Source organism: Bradyrhizobium aeschynomenes (genome assembly GCF_013178945.1).
In the GTDB taxonomy this organism is placed as follows: Bacteria; Pseudomonadota; Alphaproteobacteria; order Rhizobiales; family Xanthobacteraceae; genus Bradyrhizobium; species Bradyrhizobium aeschynomenes.
Genome location: NZ_JABFDM010000006.1, coordinates 128,543 through 145,047 on the forward strand (window position 1 = coordinate 128,543; position 16,505 = coordinate 145,047).

At 65.3% G+C, this 16,505-nt stretch carries 10 protein-coding genes; 4 read left to right on the forward strand and 6 right to left on the reverse strand.

Translation table 11 applies throughout. From position 1 onward, the window contains the following. Nucleotides 1-7 precede the first annotated feature (7 nt). The 4 genes from HL666_RS18865 to HL666_RS18880 are packed head-to-tail and all read right to left on the reverse strand — an operon-like array spanning nt 8 to nt 9,175. Complete coding sequence (locus HL666_RS18865; RefSeq protein ID WP_172182933.1) at nt 8-3,112, reverse strand: efflux RND transporter permease subunit; 3,105 nt, start codon at nt 3,110-3,112, stop codon at nt 8-10. Further along, complete coding sequence (locus HL666_RS18870) at nt 3,112-6,240, reverse strand: efflux RND transporter permease subunit (RefSeq protein WP_172108783.1); 3,129 nt, start codon at nt 6,238-6,240, stop codon at nt 3,112-3,114. Before HL666_RS18870 ends, HL666_RS18865 begins: the two co-directional genes overlap by 1 nt. A gap of 30 nt (nt 6,241-6,270) precedes the next feature. Then, complete coding sequence (locus tag HL666_RS18875; protein WP_172108781.1) at nt 6,271-7,662, reverse strand: efflux RND transporter periplasmic adaptor subunit; 1,392 nt, start codon at nt 7,660-7,662, stop codon at nt 6,271-6,273. Further along, complete coding sequence (locus HL666_RS18880; RefSeq protein WP_172108779.1) at nt 7,652-9,175, reverse strand: efflux transporter outer membrane subunit; 1,524 nt, start codon at nt 9,173-9,175, stop codon at nt 7,652-7,654. Before HL666_RS18880 ends, HL666_RS18875 begins: the two co-directional genes overlap by 11 nt. A 297-nt stretch (nt 9,176-9,472) precedes the next feature. Between HL666_RS18880 and HL666_RS18885 the strand changes: the two genes are divergently transcribed. The 4 genes from HL666_RS18885 (at nt 9,473) to HL666_RS18900 (ending at nt 14,096) form a co-directional block, all read left to right on the forward strand. Then, a complete protein-coding gene (locus tag HL666_RS18885; protein ID WP_172109781.1) occupies nt 9,473-10,786 on the forward strand; it encodes an NAD(P)/FAD-dependent oxidoreductase in 1,314 nt (437 codons plus the stop codon). A gap of 7 nt (nt 10,787-10,793) precedes the next feature. Then, nucleotides 10,794-11,639, forward strand: a complete 846-nt coding sequence (locus HL666_RS18890; protein ID WP_172108777.1) for a DUF1365 domain-containing protein — start codon at nt 10,794-10,796, stop codon at nt 11,637-11,639. A 109-nt stretch (nt 11,640-11,748) separates the two neighbouring features. After that, the gene (locus HL666_RS18895; RefSeq protein WP_172108775.1) at nt 11,749-12,981 is read left to right on the forward strand and encodes an SAM-dependent methyltransferase; all 1,233 of its coding nucleotides are present in this window, start codon (nt 11,749-11,751) and stop codon (nt 12,979-12,981) included. Between the two features lie 80 nt (nt 12,982-13,061). Further along, nucleotides 13,062-14,096, forward strand: a complete 1,035-nt coding sequence (locus HL666_RS18900) for a cysteine synthase A (protein WP_172182935.1) — start codon at nt 13,062-13,064, stop codon at nt 14,094-14,096. Between the two features lie 108 nt (nt 14,097-14,204). Here the strand turns inward: HL666_RS18900 and HL666_RS18905 are convergent, their stop codons facing one another. Together HL666_RS18905 and HL666_RS18910 are read right to left on the reverse strand one after the other, a co-directional pair. Next, nucleotides 14,205-14,948 carry an amino acid ABC transporter ATP-binding protein gene (locus HL666_RS18905; protein WP_172108771.1) on the reverse strand — a complete coding sequence of 248 codons (744 nt, stop codon included), beginning with the start codon at nt 14,946-14,948 and terminating at the stop codon, nt 14,205-14,207. 25 nt (nt 14,949-14,973) lie between these two features. Beyond that, nucleotides 14,974-16,494: an amino acid ABC transporter permease gene (locus tag HL666_RS18910; RefSeq protein ID WP_172182937.1), complete on the reverse strand. Its 1,521-nt coding sequence runs from the start codon at nt 16,492-16,494 to the stop codon at nt 14,974-14,976. Nucleotides 16,495-16,505 lie beyond the last annotated feature (11 nt).

The following is a 16,505-nucleotide window of genomic DNA, read 5'->3' on the forward strand; positions in this document are numbered from 1 at the left end:
CAATCGCTCATTCCGCGGGCGCGGCCAGCGGCTCCGGCGCGGAGCGGCGGCGCAGCCGGTCGATCAGCAGATAGATCACCGGCGTGGTGTAGAGCGTCAGGATCTGCGACACCAGCAGACCGCCGATGATGGTGATGCCGAGCGGCCGGCGCAGCTCGGTGCCGGGGCCGGTCGCGATCACCAGCGGCAGGCCGGCGAACAGCGCCGCCAGCGTCGTCATCAGGATCGGCCGAAAACGGACCCGGCACGCCTCGAAGATCGCGTCCGCCGAAGACATGCCCCGCTGGCGCTCGGCCTCGAGCGCGAAGTCGACCAGCATGATGCCGTTCTTTTTGACGATGCCGATCAGGAGGATGATGCCGACGAAGGCGATCACGGTGAGCGGCGTATTGGTGATCTGCAAGGCGAGCAGCGCGCCGAGCCCGGCCGACGGCAGGGTCGAGATGATGGTCAACGGATGCGCCAGGCTCTCATAGAGCACGCCGAGCACGATATACATCGCGACCAGCGCGGAGAGGATCAGCAGCGGCTGCCGTCCGCTGCTCTTGTTGAAATCGCCGGCATTGCCGTCGAAGCTGCCGCGGATGCCCTCGGGCATATGCAACTCGTCGACGGCGCGCTGGATGTTCGTCGTTGCCGCCTGCAGCGGCACGTCGGGCAGCAGGTTGAACGATACGGTGGTCGAGGGGAACGACTGCGAGTGATAGACCGCGAGCGGCGACAAGCCGCGCTCGGCCTTCACCAGCGCCGAGAGCGGGACCTGCGCGTCCCCTGCCCCGGCCACATAGATGCGGTCGAGATTCGACGGATCGGTCTGAAGCTTCGGATCGATCTCCAGCACCACCATGTACTGGTTGCGCTGGCTGTAGACGATCGAGACCTGGCGTTGCGCGAACGCGTTGTTGAGCGCGTTGTCGATGTCCTGGACGCGCACGCCCATGCTCGCCGCCTTCTGCCGATCGATCTTCAGCGCCAGCTGCAGGCCGCCGGGATCGCGGTCGCTGGAGATGTCGGTGATGCCCTCGACCGTCTCCAGCCGCTTGGCCACGATCGGCGCCCATTTCTGCAACAGGTCCAGATCGGGGCTGCTCAGCGTGTATTGATAGTCGGAATCGCTCTGCCGACCGCCCGTGCGCACGTCCTGGGCGGCGAACATGAAGAGACGGATGCCGGGAACCATGAACAGGCTCCGCCGCAGACGGTCGATCACGGCCTGCGTCGAGACGCCCCCCCGCTCCTCCGGCGGCTTGAGATTGATGAACATCGTGCCCCGGTTCGACGTCGCGCCGCCCGGCCCGCCGCCGCCTCCGATCGTCGAGCCGAGACCCGCCACGGCGGGATCGGCCATCACGATGTCGGCGAGGCGCTGCTGCAGGCTCAGCATCGACTGGAACGAGATGTCGGCGGAGGCGCGCGTCGCGCCGATGATGAAGCCGGAATCATCGGTCGGAAAATAGCCCTTGGGCACCTTGATGTAGAGCGTCACCGTGAGCGCGATCGTGGCGAAGAACACGAGCAGGGTCAGGAACGGAAACATCAGCACGGTACGGAGAGTCCACGTGTAGAAGCCGACCATGCCCGAAAGCGTGCCTTCAACGATGCGGTCGAACCAGGTGGCACGGTCGGACGGCGTCTCCTTGATGTAATGCGCGCAGATCATCGGCGTGACCGTCAGCGACACCAGGGTCGACACCACGATCGCAAAGGTCAGCGTCAGGGAGAACTCGCGCAGGAGACGGCCGACCACGCCATCCATGAAGATCAGCGGCACGAAGGCGGCAATCAACGAGAGACTGATCGACAGCACGGTGAAGCCGATCTGGCGCGCGCCGTCGAGCGCCGCGCGCATCGGCGACAGGCCATGCTCGAGATTGCGGAACATGTTCTCGATCATCACGATGGCGTCGTCGACCACGAAGCCGACGGAGATCGCAAGCGCCATCAGCGACAGATTGTCGATCGAGAAGCCGGCGAGCCACATCGCGGCACAGGTGCCGGCCAGCGCCAGCGGCACCGAGACGCCGGCCGCGACCGTCGGCACCAAGCGGCGCAGGAACAGGAACACGACCACCATCACCAGCACGGCGGTCGCGAGCAGGGTCCACTGCATGTCCTCGACCGAGGCGCGGATGGTGCCGGTGCGGTCGACCAGAGTGGCGATCTCGATGCCCGCCGGCAGCCATTGCTTGAGCTCCGGGATCAGCGCCTTCACGCGGTCGACGGTCTCGATCACGTTCGCATCGCCCTGCTTGGCGATCTGGATCAGCACCGCCGGCTGCTTGTTGAACCAGGCGATCGAGCGCACGTTGCGCACGGAATCCTCGACATCGGCGACATCCGACAGCCGTACGAAGCTGCCATTGCTGCTCTTGATCAGAATGTCGCGGAATTCCGCGGCGGTGCGCATCTGCTTGTTGACCGCGATAGTCTCGCTCTGCCGTCCGCCCTCGAAGATCCCGACCGGCCCGATCGGATTGGCGTTGACGATGGCGGTCCTGACGTCGTCGGTCGAAATCCCGGCATTGGCGAGTGACACCGGATTGAGCGCGATGCGCACCGCCGGCTGATCGGCGCCGCTGACCGTGACATTGCCGACGCCCGGCACCTGGAACAGGCGCTGCGCCAGAACGGTGTCGGCGACGTCGTACATCGTGCTCGGCGTCAGCGTCTTCGAGGTCAGCGCCAGCACGAACACGGGAGCAGCCGCCGTGTTGGCCTTGCGGAAGCGCGGCAGCGCCGGCAGGTCGCTCGGCAGGTCCGACAGCGAAGCGTTGATCGCCGCCTGCACGTCGCGCGCCGCCTTGTCGATGTCGCGGCCGATCGAGAACTGGATCTGGATGTTGGTGGTGCCGAGCGAACTCGTCGAGGTGATCTGGTCGACGCCGGCGATCTCGCCGAGCCGCCGCTCCAGCGGTGCTGCGACCGTCGCCGCCATGACCGAGGGATCGGCGCCCGGCCGCGATGCGCTCACGAAGATCGACGGGAAATCGACATTCGGAACCGGCGCGACCGGCAGGAAAATGTAGGCCACGATGCCGAGCAGGAACAGGCCGATCGACAGCAGCGTGGTGCCGACCGGCCGGCGAATGAACGGCTCGGAGATCGAGGCCATCACTGGATGCCTTCGGTGGCACCCGCGATCGGCGGCGATGGCAGGTCGGGCGCAGGCGGCAAGGCGCGCTCGAAGCGGCGATTGATCCGGTCGAGCGCAAGATAGATAACCGGCGTCGTGTACAGTGTCAGCAGCTGGCTGAGCAGCAGGCCGCCGATGATGGAGATGCCGAGCGGAAAGCGCAGCTCCGAGCCGGTGCCGCTTTCGATCGCCAGCGGCAGCGCGCCGAACAGCGCGGCGAGCGTCGTCATCATGATCGGCCGGAAGCGCAGCAGGCAGGCCTGCACGATCGCGTCGTAAGGCGTGCGGCTGTCGTGCCGCTCGGCCTCGAGCGCGAAGTCGATCATCATGATCGCGTTCTTCTTGACGATGCCCATCAACAGGATGATGCCGATCAGCCCGATCACGGAGAGATCCTGGCCAAACAGCATCAAGGCGAGGATGGCGCCGACGCCGGCCGACGGCAATGTCGAAAGGATCGTGATGGGATGGATGTAGCTCTCATAGAGCACGCCGAGCACGATGTAGATCGTAATGACGGCGGCCAGCAGCAGCCAGGGCTGGCCGGCCAGCGATTTGGCGAATTCGGCAGCATCGCCCGAGTACACGCCGATGATGCTGCCGGGCATGCCGATACGGTTCTCCGTGGCGTGGAGCGCGTCCACCGCTTCGCTCAGCGCCACACCGGGCGCGAGGTTGAAGCTCAAGGAGACCGCCGGGAATTGCGCCTGATGCGAGATCGCCAGCGGCGCCGTGGTGCGCTTCAGGCTGGCCACCGCCGACAGCGGCACCTGGCCGCCGGCGCCGGGCAGGTAGAGCTTGGACAGGATCGACGGATCGCGCTGATACATCGGCAGCGCCTCCAGCACCACGCGGTACTGGTTGGCCTGACCGTAGATGGTCGAGATCTGCCGCTGCGCGAAGGCGTCGTTGAGCGTATCCGTGACGCCCTGCAGGCTGACGCCGAGTTGGCCGGCGCGCTGGCGATCGATCGTCAGCTCCGCGCGCAGGCCCCCCTCTTGTGCCTCTGAGGAGACGTCGCGGAACAGCGGATCGCGCCGCATCTCCGCCACCAACTGCCGCGCCCATTTCGACACGTCGCCGGCATCGGCGCCGGTCAGCGTGTACTGGTATTGCGAGCGGCTCGCCTGCGTCGAGATCTGCACGTCCTGGACCGGCTGGAAGTACACGGTCATGCCGGGGACGCCCGACGTTTTCTGCTTGAGCCGGTCGATGACCTCGGAGACGCCATCATGGCGTTCGCCGAGCGGCTTCAAGGTCATGACCAGGCGGCCGACATTGGTGGTCGGGTTGACCGATCCGGCGCCGATCACCGAGACCACGCCGATCACATCGGGATCGGCCTGGATGGCGGCCGCGACCTCCGCCTGCCGCTTCTTCATCTCGGTAAACGAGACATCGGGACCTGCCTCGGTCACCGCGGTGATCGAGCCGGTGTCCTGCAGCGGCAGGAACCCCTTGGGCGCGGCGACATAAAGCGCCAGCGTCGCGGCCAGGGTCGCGAAGGTGACGACCAGAGTCTCGGTCTGGCGGTCCAGCACCCAAAGCAGGCTGCGGTGATAGACGGCCACCGTGCGGTCGATGAAGCGGCTGATCGCGTTCAGCCCGGGCAGCACCCATTCCTCGCTGGCATGCTTGAGCAGCCTCGAGCACATCATTGGCGTCAGCGTCAGCGACACCACCGCCGAGGTCACCACCGCGATCGTCAGCGTCAGCGCAAATTCGCGGAACATGCGGCCGACCAGTCCGGACATGAACAGCAGCGGAATAAAGACCGCGATCAGCGACACCGTCAGCGAGATCACGGTGAAGCCGATCTCACGCGCGCCGCGCAGCGAGGCATTCATCGCGCTCTCGCCGTTCTCCATGTGGCGCACGATGTTCTCGATCATGACGATCGCATCGTCGACCACGAAGCCGGTCCCGATCGTCAGCGCCATCAGCGAGAGATTGTCGAGGCTGAAGCCGGCGAAATACATCACGCCGAAGCTCGTGATCAGCGACAGCGGCAATGCGACGCCGGCGATGATCGTGGCGCGCAGCGAACGCAGGAACAGCAGCACGACGAGCGTCACCAGCACCACGCTCAGCACCAGGGTGAACTGCACGTCGTGCACCGAGGCGCGGATCGTGACCGTACGGTCGCTGACAATGGCGAGCTTCACGCCGGCGGGGATCGTGCGCTGCAGCTTGGGAATCTCGGCGCGGATCTGCCGGACGACCTCGATGACATTGGCGCCGGGCTGGCGCTGAATATCGAGGATCACGGCCGGCACGCCCTGGTACCAGCCGCCGGTGCGGTCGTTTTCGAGTCCATCGACGATGGTGGCGACGTCGCCGATCGTGACCGGCGAGCCGTTGCGGTAGGCGATAATGATCGGCTTGTAGGCGTCGGCGGCCGCAATCTGATCGTTGGCCGTAATCAGATAGGCCTGCTGGGCGCCGTCCAGCGAGCCCTTGGGACCAGAGACGTTGGCGCCGGCGATGGCGGCGCGCAGATCCTCCATCGAGATGCCGTAGGCCGCGAGCCGCGCCAGATCAGCCTGAACACGGACCGCCGGCTTCAGCCCGCCGAGCACCGACACGCGGCCGACGCCGGACACCTGACTTAGCCGCTGCGCCAGGATCGTATCGGCCATGTCGCTCATCGCACGCAGCGAGATCGTGTCCGAGGTCAGCGCGAGCGTCATCACGGGGGCGTCGGCCGGATTGACCTTGGCGTAGGTCGGCGGATAGGGCAGCGACTTCGGCAGCACGCCGGCAGCGGCGTTGATCGCGGCCTGCACGTCCTGCGTGGCGCCGTCAATGTCGCGTCCGAGATCGAACTGCAGCGAGATCTGGCTGACGCCGAACGAACTCGTCGAGTTCATCGCCGAGAGCGAGGGGATCTGACCGAGCTGACGCTCCAGCGGCGCAGTAATCAGCGAGGCGATCACGTCAGGGCTGCCGCCCGGCAGCTGTGTCGTCACCTGCACCGTCGGGAAGTCGACCTGCGGCAGCGCCGAGACCGGCAGCGCGAGATAGCCGAGCAGGCCGCCGATCAGCAGCGCGACGCCGAGCAGCGACGTTGCGATCGGACGGCGGATGAAGGGTTCTGAGACGCTCATCGCGACCTGCTCGTCAGCCTCTCATTCGGGTCATGGCTGCGCCCTCGTGCCGCGCCCCTGCTCACCACCTCCCTGGGATGGCGCACCGCCGGTGTCGTTCTGACCATCGGCTTGCGGTCTGCGACGGCGCTCGCCATCCTTCGGCGCGCCTTCGCGCAGAGCGCCCTCCTTCGCCTGATCCTTGCCCTGCGGGTTGCGGCTACGCTTGCGCGGCGCGAGATCCGCCTGCGGCGTCTGCTCGGCGCGTCCGACCACGACCTTCACACCATCGGCAAGATTGGCGAAGCCCGTCGTGACAACCCGATCCGAGGGGCTCAAGCCGCTCGCGATCACCGCCTCACTCTCGTTCTGCTGAACGACAGTCACCGGATGCGCCGAGGCGATGTCGCCTTCCCCGATCACATAGCTGAAGGTGCCCGCGGGCCCGCGCTGCACGGCCGACGTCGGCACCGTGATCGCCTGGGACAAGGTCTCCACCTTCAGGCGGACATTGACGAACTGGCCGGGCCAGAGCTGAAACTTGGCATTGGGGAACTCCGCCTTCAGCTTCAGCGTGCCGGTGGTCTGATCGACCTGATTGTCGATGCCCCTCAACGTTCCGGTGTCGATGACGGTCGCGCCGTCATTGCCGAACACATCGACCGCGAGCGGTCCTTTCGCCGAGGCCGCGTTGACCCGCATGATCTGCTGCTGCGGCAGGCTGAACTGGACCGCGATCGGCTGCAATTGCGTGATCACGACGAGGCCGGTCGTATCCGACGCGCGGATGATGTTGCCCTGGTCGACCTGGCGCAGACCAGCGCGGCCCGAGATCGGCGCCACGATCTTGGTGTAGCTCAGCGTTGCCGCGGCATTGTCGATCGCGGCCTGATCGGCCTTGATCAGCGCCTGCTGCTGCGCCACGACGGCGCGCTGCGTGTCGGCCTGCTGTTTGGAGCCGGCACTGCTGGCGGCGAGTTGCTCATAACGGGCGAGGTCGAGCTTCTGGTTGGCGAGCTGCGCCTCGTCCTGCGCCTTCTTGGCGACGGCCTGGTCGTACTGGGCCTGATAGATCGCCGGATCGATCTCGGCGAGCACGTCGCCCTGTTTGACGTCCTGCCCTTCGACGAAATTCACCGCGATCAGCTTGCCGTCGACCTGCGAGCGCACCGTCACCGTGTTGAGCGCGCGCACCGAGCCGACGCCGTCGAGATAGACCGGCACGTCCTTGATCGCCGGCGACGCCGCCAGGACGGGTACGGGAAGGTCGGGCCGGGCGAAGCGGTTGTTGGCCTGCTGCTTCTGCTGCATCGCCATCCAGCCGACATAGCCGAGGCCGCCGACGATCAGCAGCGTGATCGTGATCGACACCAGCCGCCGGGCAACGCTCGACCGCGCCCGCTTCACCGCGCCTGCCCCGCCTTCGTCAGGTTTAAAGAGCATCGGCCGACTTCTCCATGCGCGGCTCCCAGCCGCCGCCGAGCGCCTGATAGAGGCTGACGAACGCCTGCAGGCGGGCCAGCTGCGCCTGCCATAGCGCGTCCTCGGCCTGGAACAGCGTCAATTGCGTATTCAAGACGGTCACGATGTCGGCAGTTCCAGCACGCAGCTGCTGCTCCGAAAGCTCGAACGCGCGGCGCGAGGCGGCCACGACCTGGCGCTGCAATTGCAGCCTCAGCGTGGTCTGCTTGATCGAAAACAGCGCATTGTTGACGTCAGTGAAGGCCTGGATGACGGTCTTGCGATAGGTCTGCAACAGCTCGTCCTGGCGCGCCCTCGCATTCTCGAAATTGCCCAGGATCCGGCCGCCGTCGAAGATCGGCTGGGTGAGGCTGCCGGCCAGGCTGAAGAATGCCGCATGCGGCTGAAACAGCGAGACGAGTGCAGCACTCTGATAGCCGCCGTTGCTCGTCAGTTGGATGCTCGGGAAGAACTGCGCGCGCGCGCTGCCGACGTTGGCGGTGGCCGATGCGAGCTGTGCCTCCTGGCGGCGGATGTCCGGCCGCTGCGTCAGGAGCTCCGACGGCAGCCCTGGCGTGACGCGGGGCGTCCTGATCTGATCCAGCGATCCGCCTGAAATGCGGATGCCCTCGGGCGAGCGCGCCACCAGCACGGCGAGCGCGTTGACGTTCTGATCGAGCGTCTGGCGAAGCGGTGGCACCGCGGCCTTCTGGTTGGCGAGCACGCTTTCCTGTTGGGCGACGTCGAGATCGTTGCCGGTGCCCGCTTTCTGCCGCTCGCGGATCGCATCGAGCACGCGCGTGGCGCTTGCGATGTTGCGCTCGGCGGTGCGAATGCGATCCTGCGCCGCCAACACCTGGAAATAGGCGTTCGCAACGGTCGCGAGCGTCGTCAGCTGGGTGACGTCGCGGTCGAAGCGGTTTGCGACCGCGGTTTCCTCGGCCGCCTGCAGCGCATCGCGATTCTGGCCAAAGAAGTCGAGCTGATAGCTGGCCGAGAGCGAGGCCTGGTAATTGACGACCTCGCGGCCGCCATTGGTGAGCCCGCTCGAGCTCGAGCCCGACGTGCGCGAGTATGTCTCCTGCCCCGTCGTCGACAGGCTCGGCAGCAGCGCGGCACCGGCCTGGCGGGCCAACGCATCGGCCTGCCTGAACCTTGCCACAGCGGCGGCGATATCGAGGTTCACGCTCTGCGCTTCCTCCATCAGCTGCGTCAGCTCGCGCGAACCGAAGCCGCGCCACCAGTCGAGGGGCGGAGGTGCCTCGAGGTCGGCTCCCGAAGCAGACTTGTAGCGCCTTGGGAGGTCCAGGGCCGGATCGGGGATGTCCTGCGTCAGGAGGCAGCCGGCCGAGCTGGCCGCCAGTCCGACCGCTGCGATCCAGCGGGCGAAATGTCGCAGGCCCGCCCGGTTGCGGCTCTCGCGCTTTCCCGCGACAGTCCGCGTGTGAGCTGACGCGCGGCAAGGCTCGTCGACGGCGATTCCCACTGGTGACACTGGCGTGATGCTTCCCTGTAGTCTTGGGAATCATTCTAGCCGCAGCCCATGGCGGCGGACAGCCCTGCAGCAGCCCTGTCCCCGGTGCACGAGACCGCCGTCATCGGCCCGCAAACCAACGAATTTCCCGTAATTCAGCGGGTTTTCGAGCCACAAAGGCCACAGGCCTCCCCCCATAGCCTTACCAAGATTTCATCTGCCGACGGCCGTTTTGGGCGTGGTGTGACGCGGGGAGCGCGCTCTGAAACCCTTTGCGGGGGGAGCCGTAACTTGCACGTGAACTTCAGGGGGGAATACATGCGAGTTGCGGTGGTCGGAACGGGTATTGCGGGAAATGCCGCAGCCTGGTCCCTGGCGAAGCGTTATCCGATCACCGTCTATGAGCGCGATATCCGTCCGGGCGGCCACAGCCACACCGTGACCATCGACTATGACGGCGCGCCAGTCTCGGTCGATATCGGCTTCATCGTCTACAATGAGCTGAATTATCCGGATCTGACTGCATTATTCGATCATCTCGGGGTCGAGACGGTCCAGAGCAGCATGAGCTTCGCGGTGACGGCGGATGCCGGCCGCTTCGAGTGGAAAGGCGGCGGCGACAACTGGCTCGACACCGCGAGAGGACTGTTTGCTCAGCCAAGCAACCTGCTGTCGACATCCTATCTCTGGATGCTCAGGGACATCCTCACCTTCAACGAGCAGAGCATCGCCGATTTCAAGGCCGGCCGGCTGGGGGGGCTGACGCTCGGGGACTATTTCCGGCGCAACCATTTCGCGCCAAGGCTCCTGACCGACTATCTGGCCCCGATGGGCGCCGCGATCTGGTCTGCCCCGGCGTCCGAGATGCTGGAGTTTCCGGCCGAGAACTTCGTGGCGTTCTTCAGCAACCACCGGCTGCTGCAGTATGACCGCCCGATCTGGCGCACCGTGAAGGGCGGCAGCCGCCGCTATGTCGATAAGCTGACGTCCAGCTTCCGCAACCATGTCAGGCTTGGCAGCGCGGTGACCAACATCGAGCGCACGCCCCAAGGGGTTGTGGTCGAGGACAGCAGCGGCCATCGGGACTCCTATGATCATGTGGTGATCGCCGCCCACAGCGATCAGGCCCTCGCGATGCTCGGCGATGCGGACGAGCATGAGCGCAGCGTGCTCGGCGCGATCAAATACTCGCCCAATACAATCTATCTGCACCGCGACACCAGGCTGATGCCGAAGCGGCGCCGCGCCTGGGCTTCCTGGAATTTTCTGCGCTGGCAGCGCGAGGGTGTTCCAATGAACGACGTTGCGGTGACCTATTGGATGAACAATCTGCAGGGCATCGACCATCACAGGCCGCTGTTCGTCAGCCTCAACCCACCCTTCGCTCCGGCTCCGGAGCTGACCTTCGGCAAATATGTCTGTGAGCACCCACAATACACCGCTGCCGCCTTTGCGGCGCAGAAGCGTCTGGCAACGATTCAGGGGCACCGCCATACCTGGTTCTGCGGGGCATGGACCGGCTATGGTTTTCACGAGGACGGGCTGCGCTCGGGCCTCGCTGTGGCGGAGGCGCTCGGCGCCGGCGTGCCATGGCGCGGGCTTCCTGCCGGGCTCGCCGAGGCCGCGGAATAGACGCGAGATGGATACGGACCCAAGCGCACAGCACCACCAGCGAGAAGCGGCTGCGCTCTATGTCGGCGAGGTCATGCATGCCCGCATGCGGCCGACCACGCACCGCTTCCAGTATCGCGTGATGAGCCTGCTGGTCGATCTCGGTCGGCTCGACGAGGCGGACCGGCAGTCGGTGCTGTTCGGGATCAACCGCCGCGCGCTCTACAGCTTTCACGAGCGCGACCATGGCCGGCGCGACGGCTCCTCGCTGCTGGCCTATGCGCAGCACTGTGCAGCCGAGCACGGCATCGATCTCGCCGGAGGCCGCGTCCTGCTGCTGTGCTATCCGCGGCTGCTCGGCTACGTCTTCAATCCGCTCTCGGTTTATTTCTGTTATCGCAGCGAGGGCACCCTGGCGCTGATGATCTACGAGGTCCGCAACACTTTCGGCGAGATCAAGCCCTATGTGCTGCCGGTCAAGCCGGGCGAGTTCACGGACGCCGGACTGCGCCAGGAGCAGGACAAGACATTCTACGTCTCCCCCTTCATCGACATGGCGATGCGCTACCATTTCCGGGTCACGCCGCCCGGCGACAATGTGAAGTTGCGGATTCTCGAAACCAGTGGCGACGGCCCCCTGCTCGCCGCCACCTTCTTCGGCCGCCGCCGTGCCCTCACCTCGCGGTCCTTGCTGGCGGCGTTCGCCTCCCTGCCCCTGGTCACCCTCAAGATCTTCGGTGCCATTCACTGGGAGGCGCTACGGCTCTGGACCAAGGGCGTCCGCCTCGTTCCGCGGGGCGAACCCGCCGCAAGCCCTGGAACCAATACTGGCTTGGCGGGAAACGGCAGCCACGCTTATATATCTCGGCGCTGACCATCAGCGGCCAGCGCGCTCTCGTCCGATCAGTCGAGCCCGACCAGGTGTCCATCGCGCGCCGTCCGGGAGACTGGGACGCCGAGCTGTTTGCGTGAATGGACCTGCCATGCCGGACGTCATTGCCGTCACTCCTGACAACATCGACGAGGTGCTCGCCGACCTGCCCCGCCTGCCCAGGCTGGCGCTCGGCTTCGGCTCGCGGTTGCGCAAGGGAACGCTCGACGTCACGCTGCCCGACGGCCGCATCGTCCGGCTCGGCGGCGTCGAGCCGGGGCCGGCGGCGGAGATGATCCTGGCCAATTACGGCTTCGCCTCCGGCATCATCAACGGCGGCGATATCGGCATTGCCGAGGCCTATTTGAACGGGGACTGGGATACCCCCGATCTTACGCAGTTTCTTTATCTGTTCTGCGTGAACCAGCATCTGCTGCAGTCGATGCTGGAGGACAAGCCGCTGATCCGGTTTGCCCAGCTGGTACGACACTGGTTCAACCGCAACACCAAGCGCCAGGCGAAGCGCAACATCTATGCCCATTACGACATCGGCAACGCGTTCTATTCGCGCTGGCTCGATCCCAGCATGACCTATTCCTCGGCCCTGTTCGAGGAGCACACGACCGACCTCACTGCGGCGCAGACCAACAAGTACAAGCGGCTCGCCGAAGCGATCGATCTGAAGCCCGGCCAGACGCTGCTCGAGATCGGCTGCGGCTGGGGCGGCTTTGCCGAATATGCGGCCAGGACGTACGGCGCGAAGGTCGTCGGGCTGACGATCAGCGAGCAGCAGCGCGACTTCGCCCAGCGCCGCATCCAGGAGGCGGGGCTGGCCGACAAGGTCGAGATCCGTTTGCAGGACTATCGTGACGAACGCGACCGCTACGATCGCATCGCGTCGATCGAGATGATCGAGGCCGTCGGCGAGCAGTTCTGGCCGAAATATTTCTCGCAGCTGCGAGACCGGCTGCTGCCGGGCGGACTGGCCGGTGTCCAGGCGATCACCATCCAGGACAGCCTGTTCCAGCACTATCGGCGCGAGGTCGACTTCATCCAGCGCTATGTATTCCCCGGCGGCATGCTGCCGACGCCGCAGATCCTGAAGTCGCTTGGCGAACGCTTTGGAATACCCGTTATCCGCGAGCGCATCTTCGGGGAAGATTATGCTAAGACGCTCGCCATCTGGCGAAGTAATTTCCGCGCGGCCTGGCCGGACCTGACGCCTGCGGGATTCGACGAGCGCTTCCGCCGGCTGTGGGAATACTATCTGTCCTATTGCGAAGCAGGTTTCCTCTCCGGGAACATCGACGTCAGGCAGGTCGTTTTTGCCAAGTCGGGGTCCTGACGCGGCGGCTTACGCTGCTCTGGATATCGGGCTAGGGTCCTCTTAAGTGTGATCGAGGAAACTCCTACGGTAACTGCAAAATGACCATTCATAACGACGTCGTCGCGGCGATCGGCAACACGCCCCTGATCAAGCTCAAGCGCGCCTCGGAAGCGACCGGCTGCACCATTCTCGGCAAGGCCGAGTTCATGAATCCCGGCCAATCGGTCAAGGACCGCGCAGGCAAGTGGATGATCCTGGAAGCCGAGAAGCGCGGCGACCTCAAGCCGGGCGGCCTCGTGGTGGAAGCCACGGCCGGCAACACCGGCATCGGGCTCGCAGTGGTCGCCAGCGCACGCGGCTATCGCACCCTGATCGTGATTCCGGAGACGCAGAGCCAGGAAAAGAAGGACACGCTGCGGCTGTGCGGCGCGGAGCTGGTCGAGGTGCCGGCGTTGCCGTTCAGCAACCCCAACAACTACCAGCATGTCGGCCGCAGGCTCGCCGACGAGTTGCGCAGGACCGAGCCGAATGGCGTCCTGTTCGCCGACCAGTGGAATAACCTCGACAATGCCAAGGCTCATTACGAGTCGACGGGTCCGGAGATCTGGGAGCAGACCGGCGGCAAGGTCGACGGCTTCATCTGCGCGCTCGGGACCGGCGGCACGATCGCCGGAACGAGCCGGTATCTGAAGGACAGGAACAAGAACATCGTGATCGCCTGCGCCGACCCGCATGGCTTTGCGATGTACGAATGGTTCAAGAACGGCGTGGTCAAATCCACGCCGGGCGACTCCATCACCGAAGGCATCGGCATCGGCCGGGTGACGCCGGTGATCGAAACCGCGAAGGTCGACACGGCCTTCCTGATCTCGGACGAGGTCGCCATCAACACGATCTACGACCTGGTGCAGCACGAGGGCCTGTGCCTGGGCGGGTCGAGCGGCGTCAATGTCGCCGGCGCGGTGGAGCTGGCAAAGCATCTCGGCCCGGGCCACACGATCGTGACCATCCTGTGCGACTCCGGCAACCGCTATCAGTCGAAACTGTACAATCCGGCCTTCATGCGCTCGAAGAACCTGCCAGTGCCGGAATGGCTGGAGCGCCGCAGCGGAATCAAGCCGCCCTTCGTGTGAGCGCGAGTAGCGAGTAGCGAGTAGCGAGTAGCGAGTAGCGAGTAGCGAGTAGCGAACGGATCGTTCCTCGAATCGAGGCTCGCAATCCCTATTCGCTATTCGCCCTGGTCAATGCCGCAGGATCTGGCTCAGGAACAGCTTGCTGCGCGCATGCTGCGGATTGGCGAAGAACTCCTGCGGCGTGTTGGATTCGATGATCTGGCCGGCGTCCATGAACACGACGCGGTTGGCGACCTCGCGGGCGAAGCCCATCTCGTGGGTGACGACCAGCATGGTCATGCCCTCCTTGGCGAGGTCCACCATCGTGTCGAGCACCTCCTTGACCATCTCGGGATCCAGCGCCGACGTCGGCTCGTCGAACAACATGACCTTCGGGTTCATCGTCAGCGCGCGGGCGATGGCGACGCGCTGCTGCTGACCGCCAGACATCTGCCCCGGATATTTCTGCGCCTGGTGCGGGATCTTGACCCGCTCCAGGAACTTCATCGCGGTCGCCTCGGCTTCCTTCTGGGGGATGTTGCGCACCCAGATCGGCGCCAGCGTGCAGTTCTCCAGCACGGTCAGATGCGGGAACAGGTTGAAGCTCTGGAACACCATGCCGACCTCGCGGCGGACCTCGTCGACCCGCTTGAGGTTGGGACCGAGATCGATGCCGTCGACATTGATCTCGCCCTCCTGGAATTCCTCCAGCGCATTGATGCAGCGGATCAAGGTCGACTTGCCCGAGCCCGAGGGCCCGCAGATCACGATGCGCTCCCCCTTGGCGACGGACATGTTGATGTCCCGCAGGACGTGGAACTCACCATACCATTTGTTGAGGGCGGAAATGCTGACGATCGAATTTGCAGCCATTGATCTGTTACTCGATGATCTCTGTTCAATTGCGCCGGTGCGCGTTGAGGCGGCGCTCGACCGACAGGGAGTAGCGTGACATGCCGAAGCAGAAGGCGAAGTAGATCAGTCCGGTGAAGGCAAAGCCGGTGAAGGCCGTCGTCGGGGTCGCCCACACCGGATCGGCGAACGAGGCCTTGAGGCTGCCGAGCAGGTCGAACAGCGCCACGATCGACACCAGCGAGGTGTCCTTGAACAGCGAGATGAAGCTGTTGACGATGCCGGGAATGACATGGCGCAGCGCCTGCGGCAGCACGATGAAGCTCGTGGTCTTCCACCAGGACAGGCCGAGCGCGCTCGCCGCTTCCGCCTGGCCGCGTGGAATGGCCTGCAGGCCGCCACGGATCACCTCTGCCATGTAGGCGCCGGAGAACAGCGCGACGCCGATCAGCGCGCGCACCAGGCCGTCGACGCGCACATTGCCGGGCAGGAACAGCGGCAGCATGTAGGTGGCGAAGAACAGCACCGTGATCAGCGGCACGCCGCGCACGAGCTCGATGAAGGCGATCGAAAAGATCCGGATCAGCGGAATCGTCGAACGCCGGCCGAGCGCCAGCGCGATTCCGATCGGCATCGAGGCGACGATGCCGATCACCGAGACGACCAGCGTCACCAGCATGCCGCCCCACAGCCGGGTGTCGACGATCGGAAGGCCGCCGCGATCGAGACCCATGACGGCAATGACGATCGCGATGCCGACGAAGGTCGCGGCCGTCGCGATCACGCTGCGCAGCGCCCTGCTGCCGCCGCCGACCACGAATACGAGCGCGGTGACGGCGATGGCCGTGAGCGCGAGATCATTCCACACCGGCTGGTGGGATTGCTGCAGCTCATGGCGGATCCAGACCAGCGGCCAGATCACCAGGGATGCGAGGGTTCCGATCAGCAAGACGAGCTTGCCGAGCAGCCACAACAGCATGCCGACGACCGGCACGTTGGCGCCGGCGCGGATAAGCGCATTGCCGGCCGTATCGATGCTCTCCACGAACAACTGCAACGTGCTCGTCGTCCAGCTCACGCCGAAGCCCGACAGGCCGCCGCCATACAGCAGAAAGAATGCGACCACCGGCAGCGCGACAAAGAACAGACCCGCATTCAGGCCCTTGGCCGGCAAACGGGGGATCAGCAGCGGCACCAGCAGCACCACCGCGAGCGCGTAGGTCAGATTGACCCGCCAGCGCTCGGCGTCCGGATAGAAGCCGTACATGAACTGGCCGAACTTGGCCGTGACATAAGGCCAGCAGGCGCCGACCGCACGGCCGGCGTTATCCGCGAGACAGGCATCGCGATCCTTGCCGACCCAGACCGCATCCACCAGCATGAACTTCAAGGCGGGGATGACGGTGAACCAGATCAGCAGCGCGCTCACCAGCGTGAGCAGGATGTTGGTCGGCGAGTTCAGGAGCCGGGTGCGGACGAAACCGACGAAGCCCGTCGTCTTGACCGGCGCCGGCCGCTCCCCGGCCATGTCCTGACGAATGAAGGTCGAAGCGGTGATATCGGTCATGCGCCCATTCT

Coding starts and splice junctions, on each gene's coding strand:
- HL666_RS18865 (WP_172182933.1), bottom strand. CDS start 3,112: ATGGCCTCGATCTCCGAGCCGTTCATTCGCCGGCCGGTCGGCACCACG.
- HL666_RS18905 (WP_172108771.1), bottom strand. CDS start 14,948: ATGGCTGCAAATTCGATCGTCAGCATTTCCGCCCTCAACAAATGGTAT.
- HL666_RS18900 (WP_172182935.1), top strand. CDS start 13,062: ATGACCATTCATAACGACGTCGTCGCGGCGATCGGCAACACGCCCCTG.
- HL666_RS18890 (WP_172108777.1), top strand. CDS start 10,794: ATGGATACGGACCCAAGCGCACAGCACCACCAGCGAGAAGCGGCTGCG.
- HL666_RS18910 (WP_172182937.1), bottom strand. CDS start 16,494: ATGACCGATATCACCGCTTCGACCTTCATTCGTCAGGACATGGCCGGG.
- HL666_RS18895 (WP_172108775.1), top strand. CDS start 11,749: ATGCCGGACGTCATTGCCGTCACTCCTGACAACATCGACGAGGTGCTC.
- HL666_RS18875 (WP_172108781.1), bottom strand. CDS start 7,662: ATGCTCTTTAAACCTGACGAAGGCGGGGCAGGCGCGGTGAAGCGGGCG.
- HL666_RS18870 (WP_172108783.1), bottom strand. CDS start 6,240: ATGAGCGTCTCAGAACCCTTCATCCGCCGTCCGATCGCAACGTCGCTG.
- HL666_RS18885 (WP_172109781.1), top strand. CDS start 9,473: ATGCGAGTTGCGGTGGTCGGAACGGGTATTGCGGGAAATGCCGCAGCC.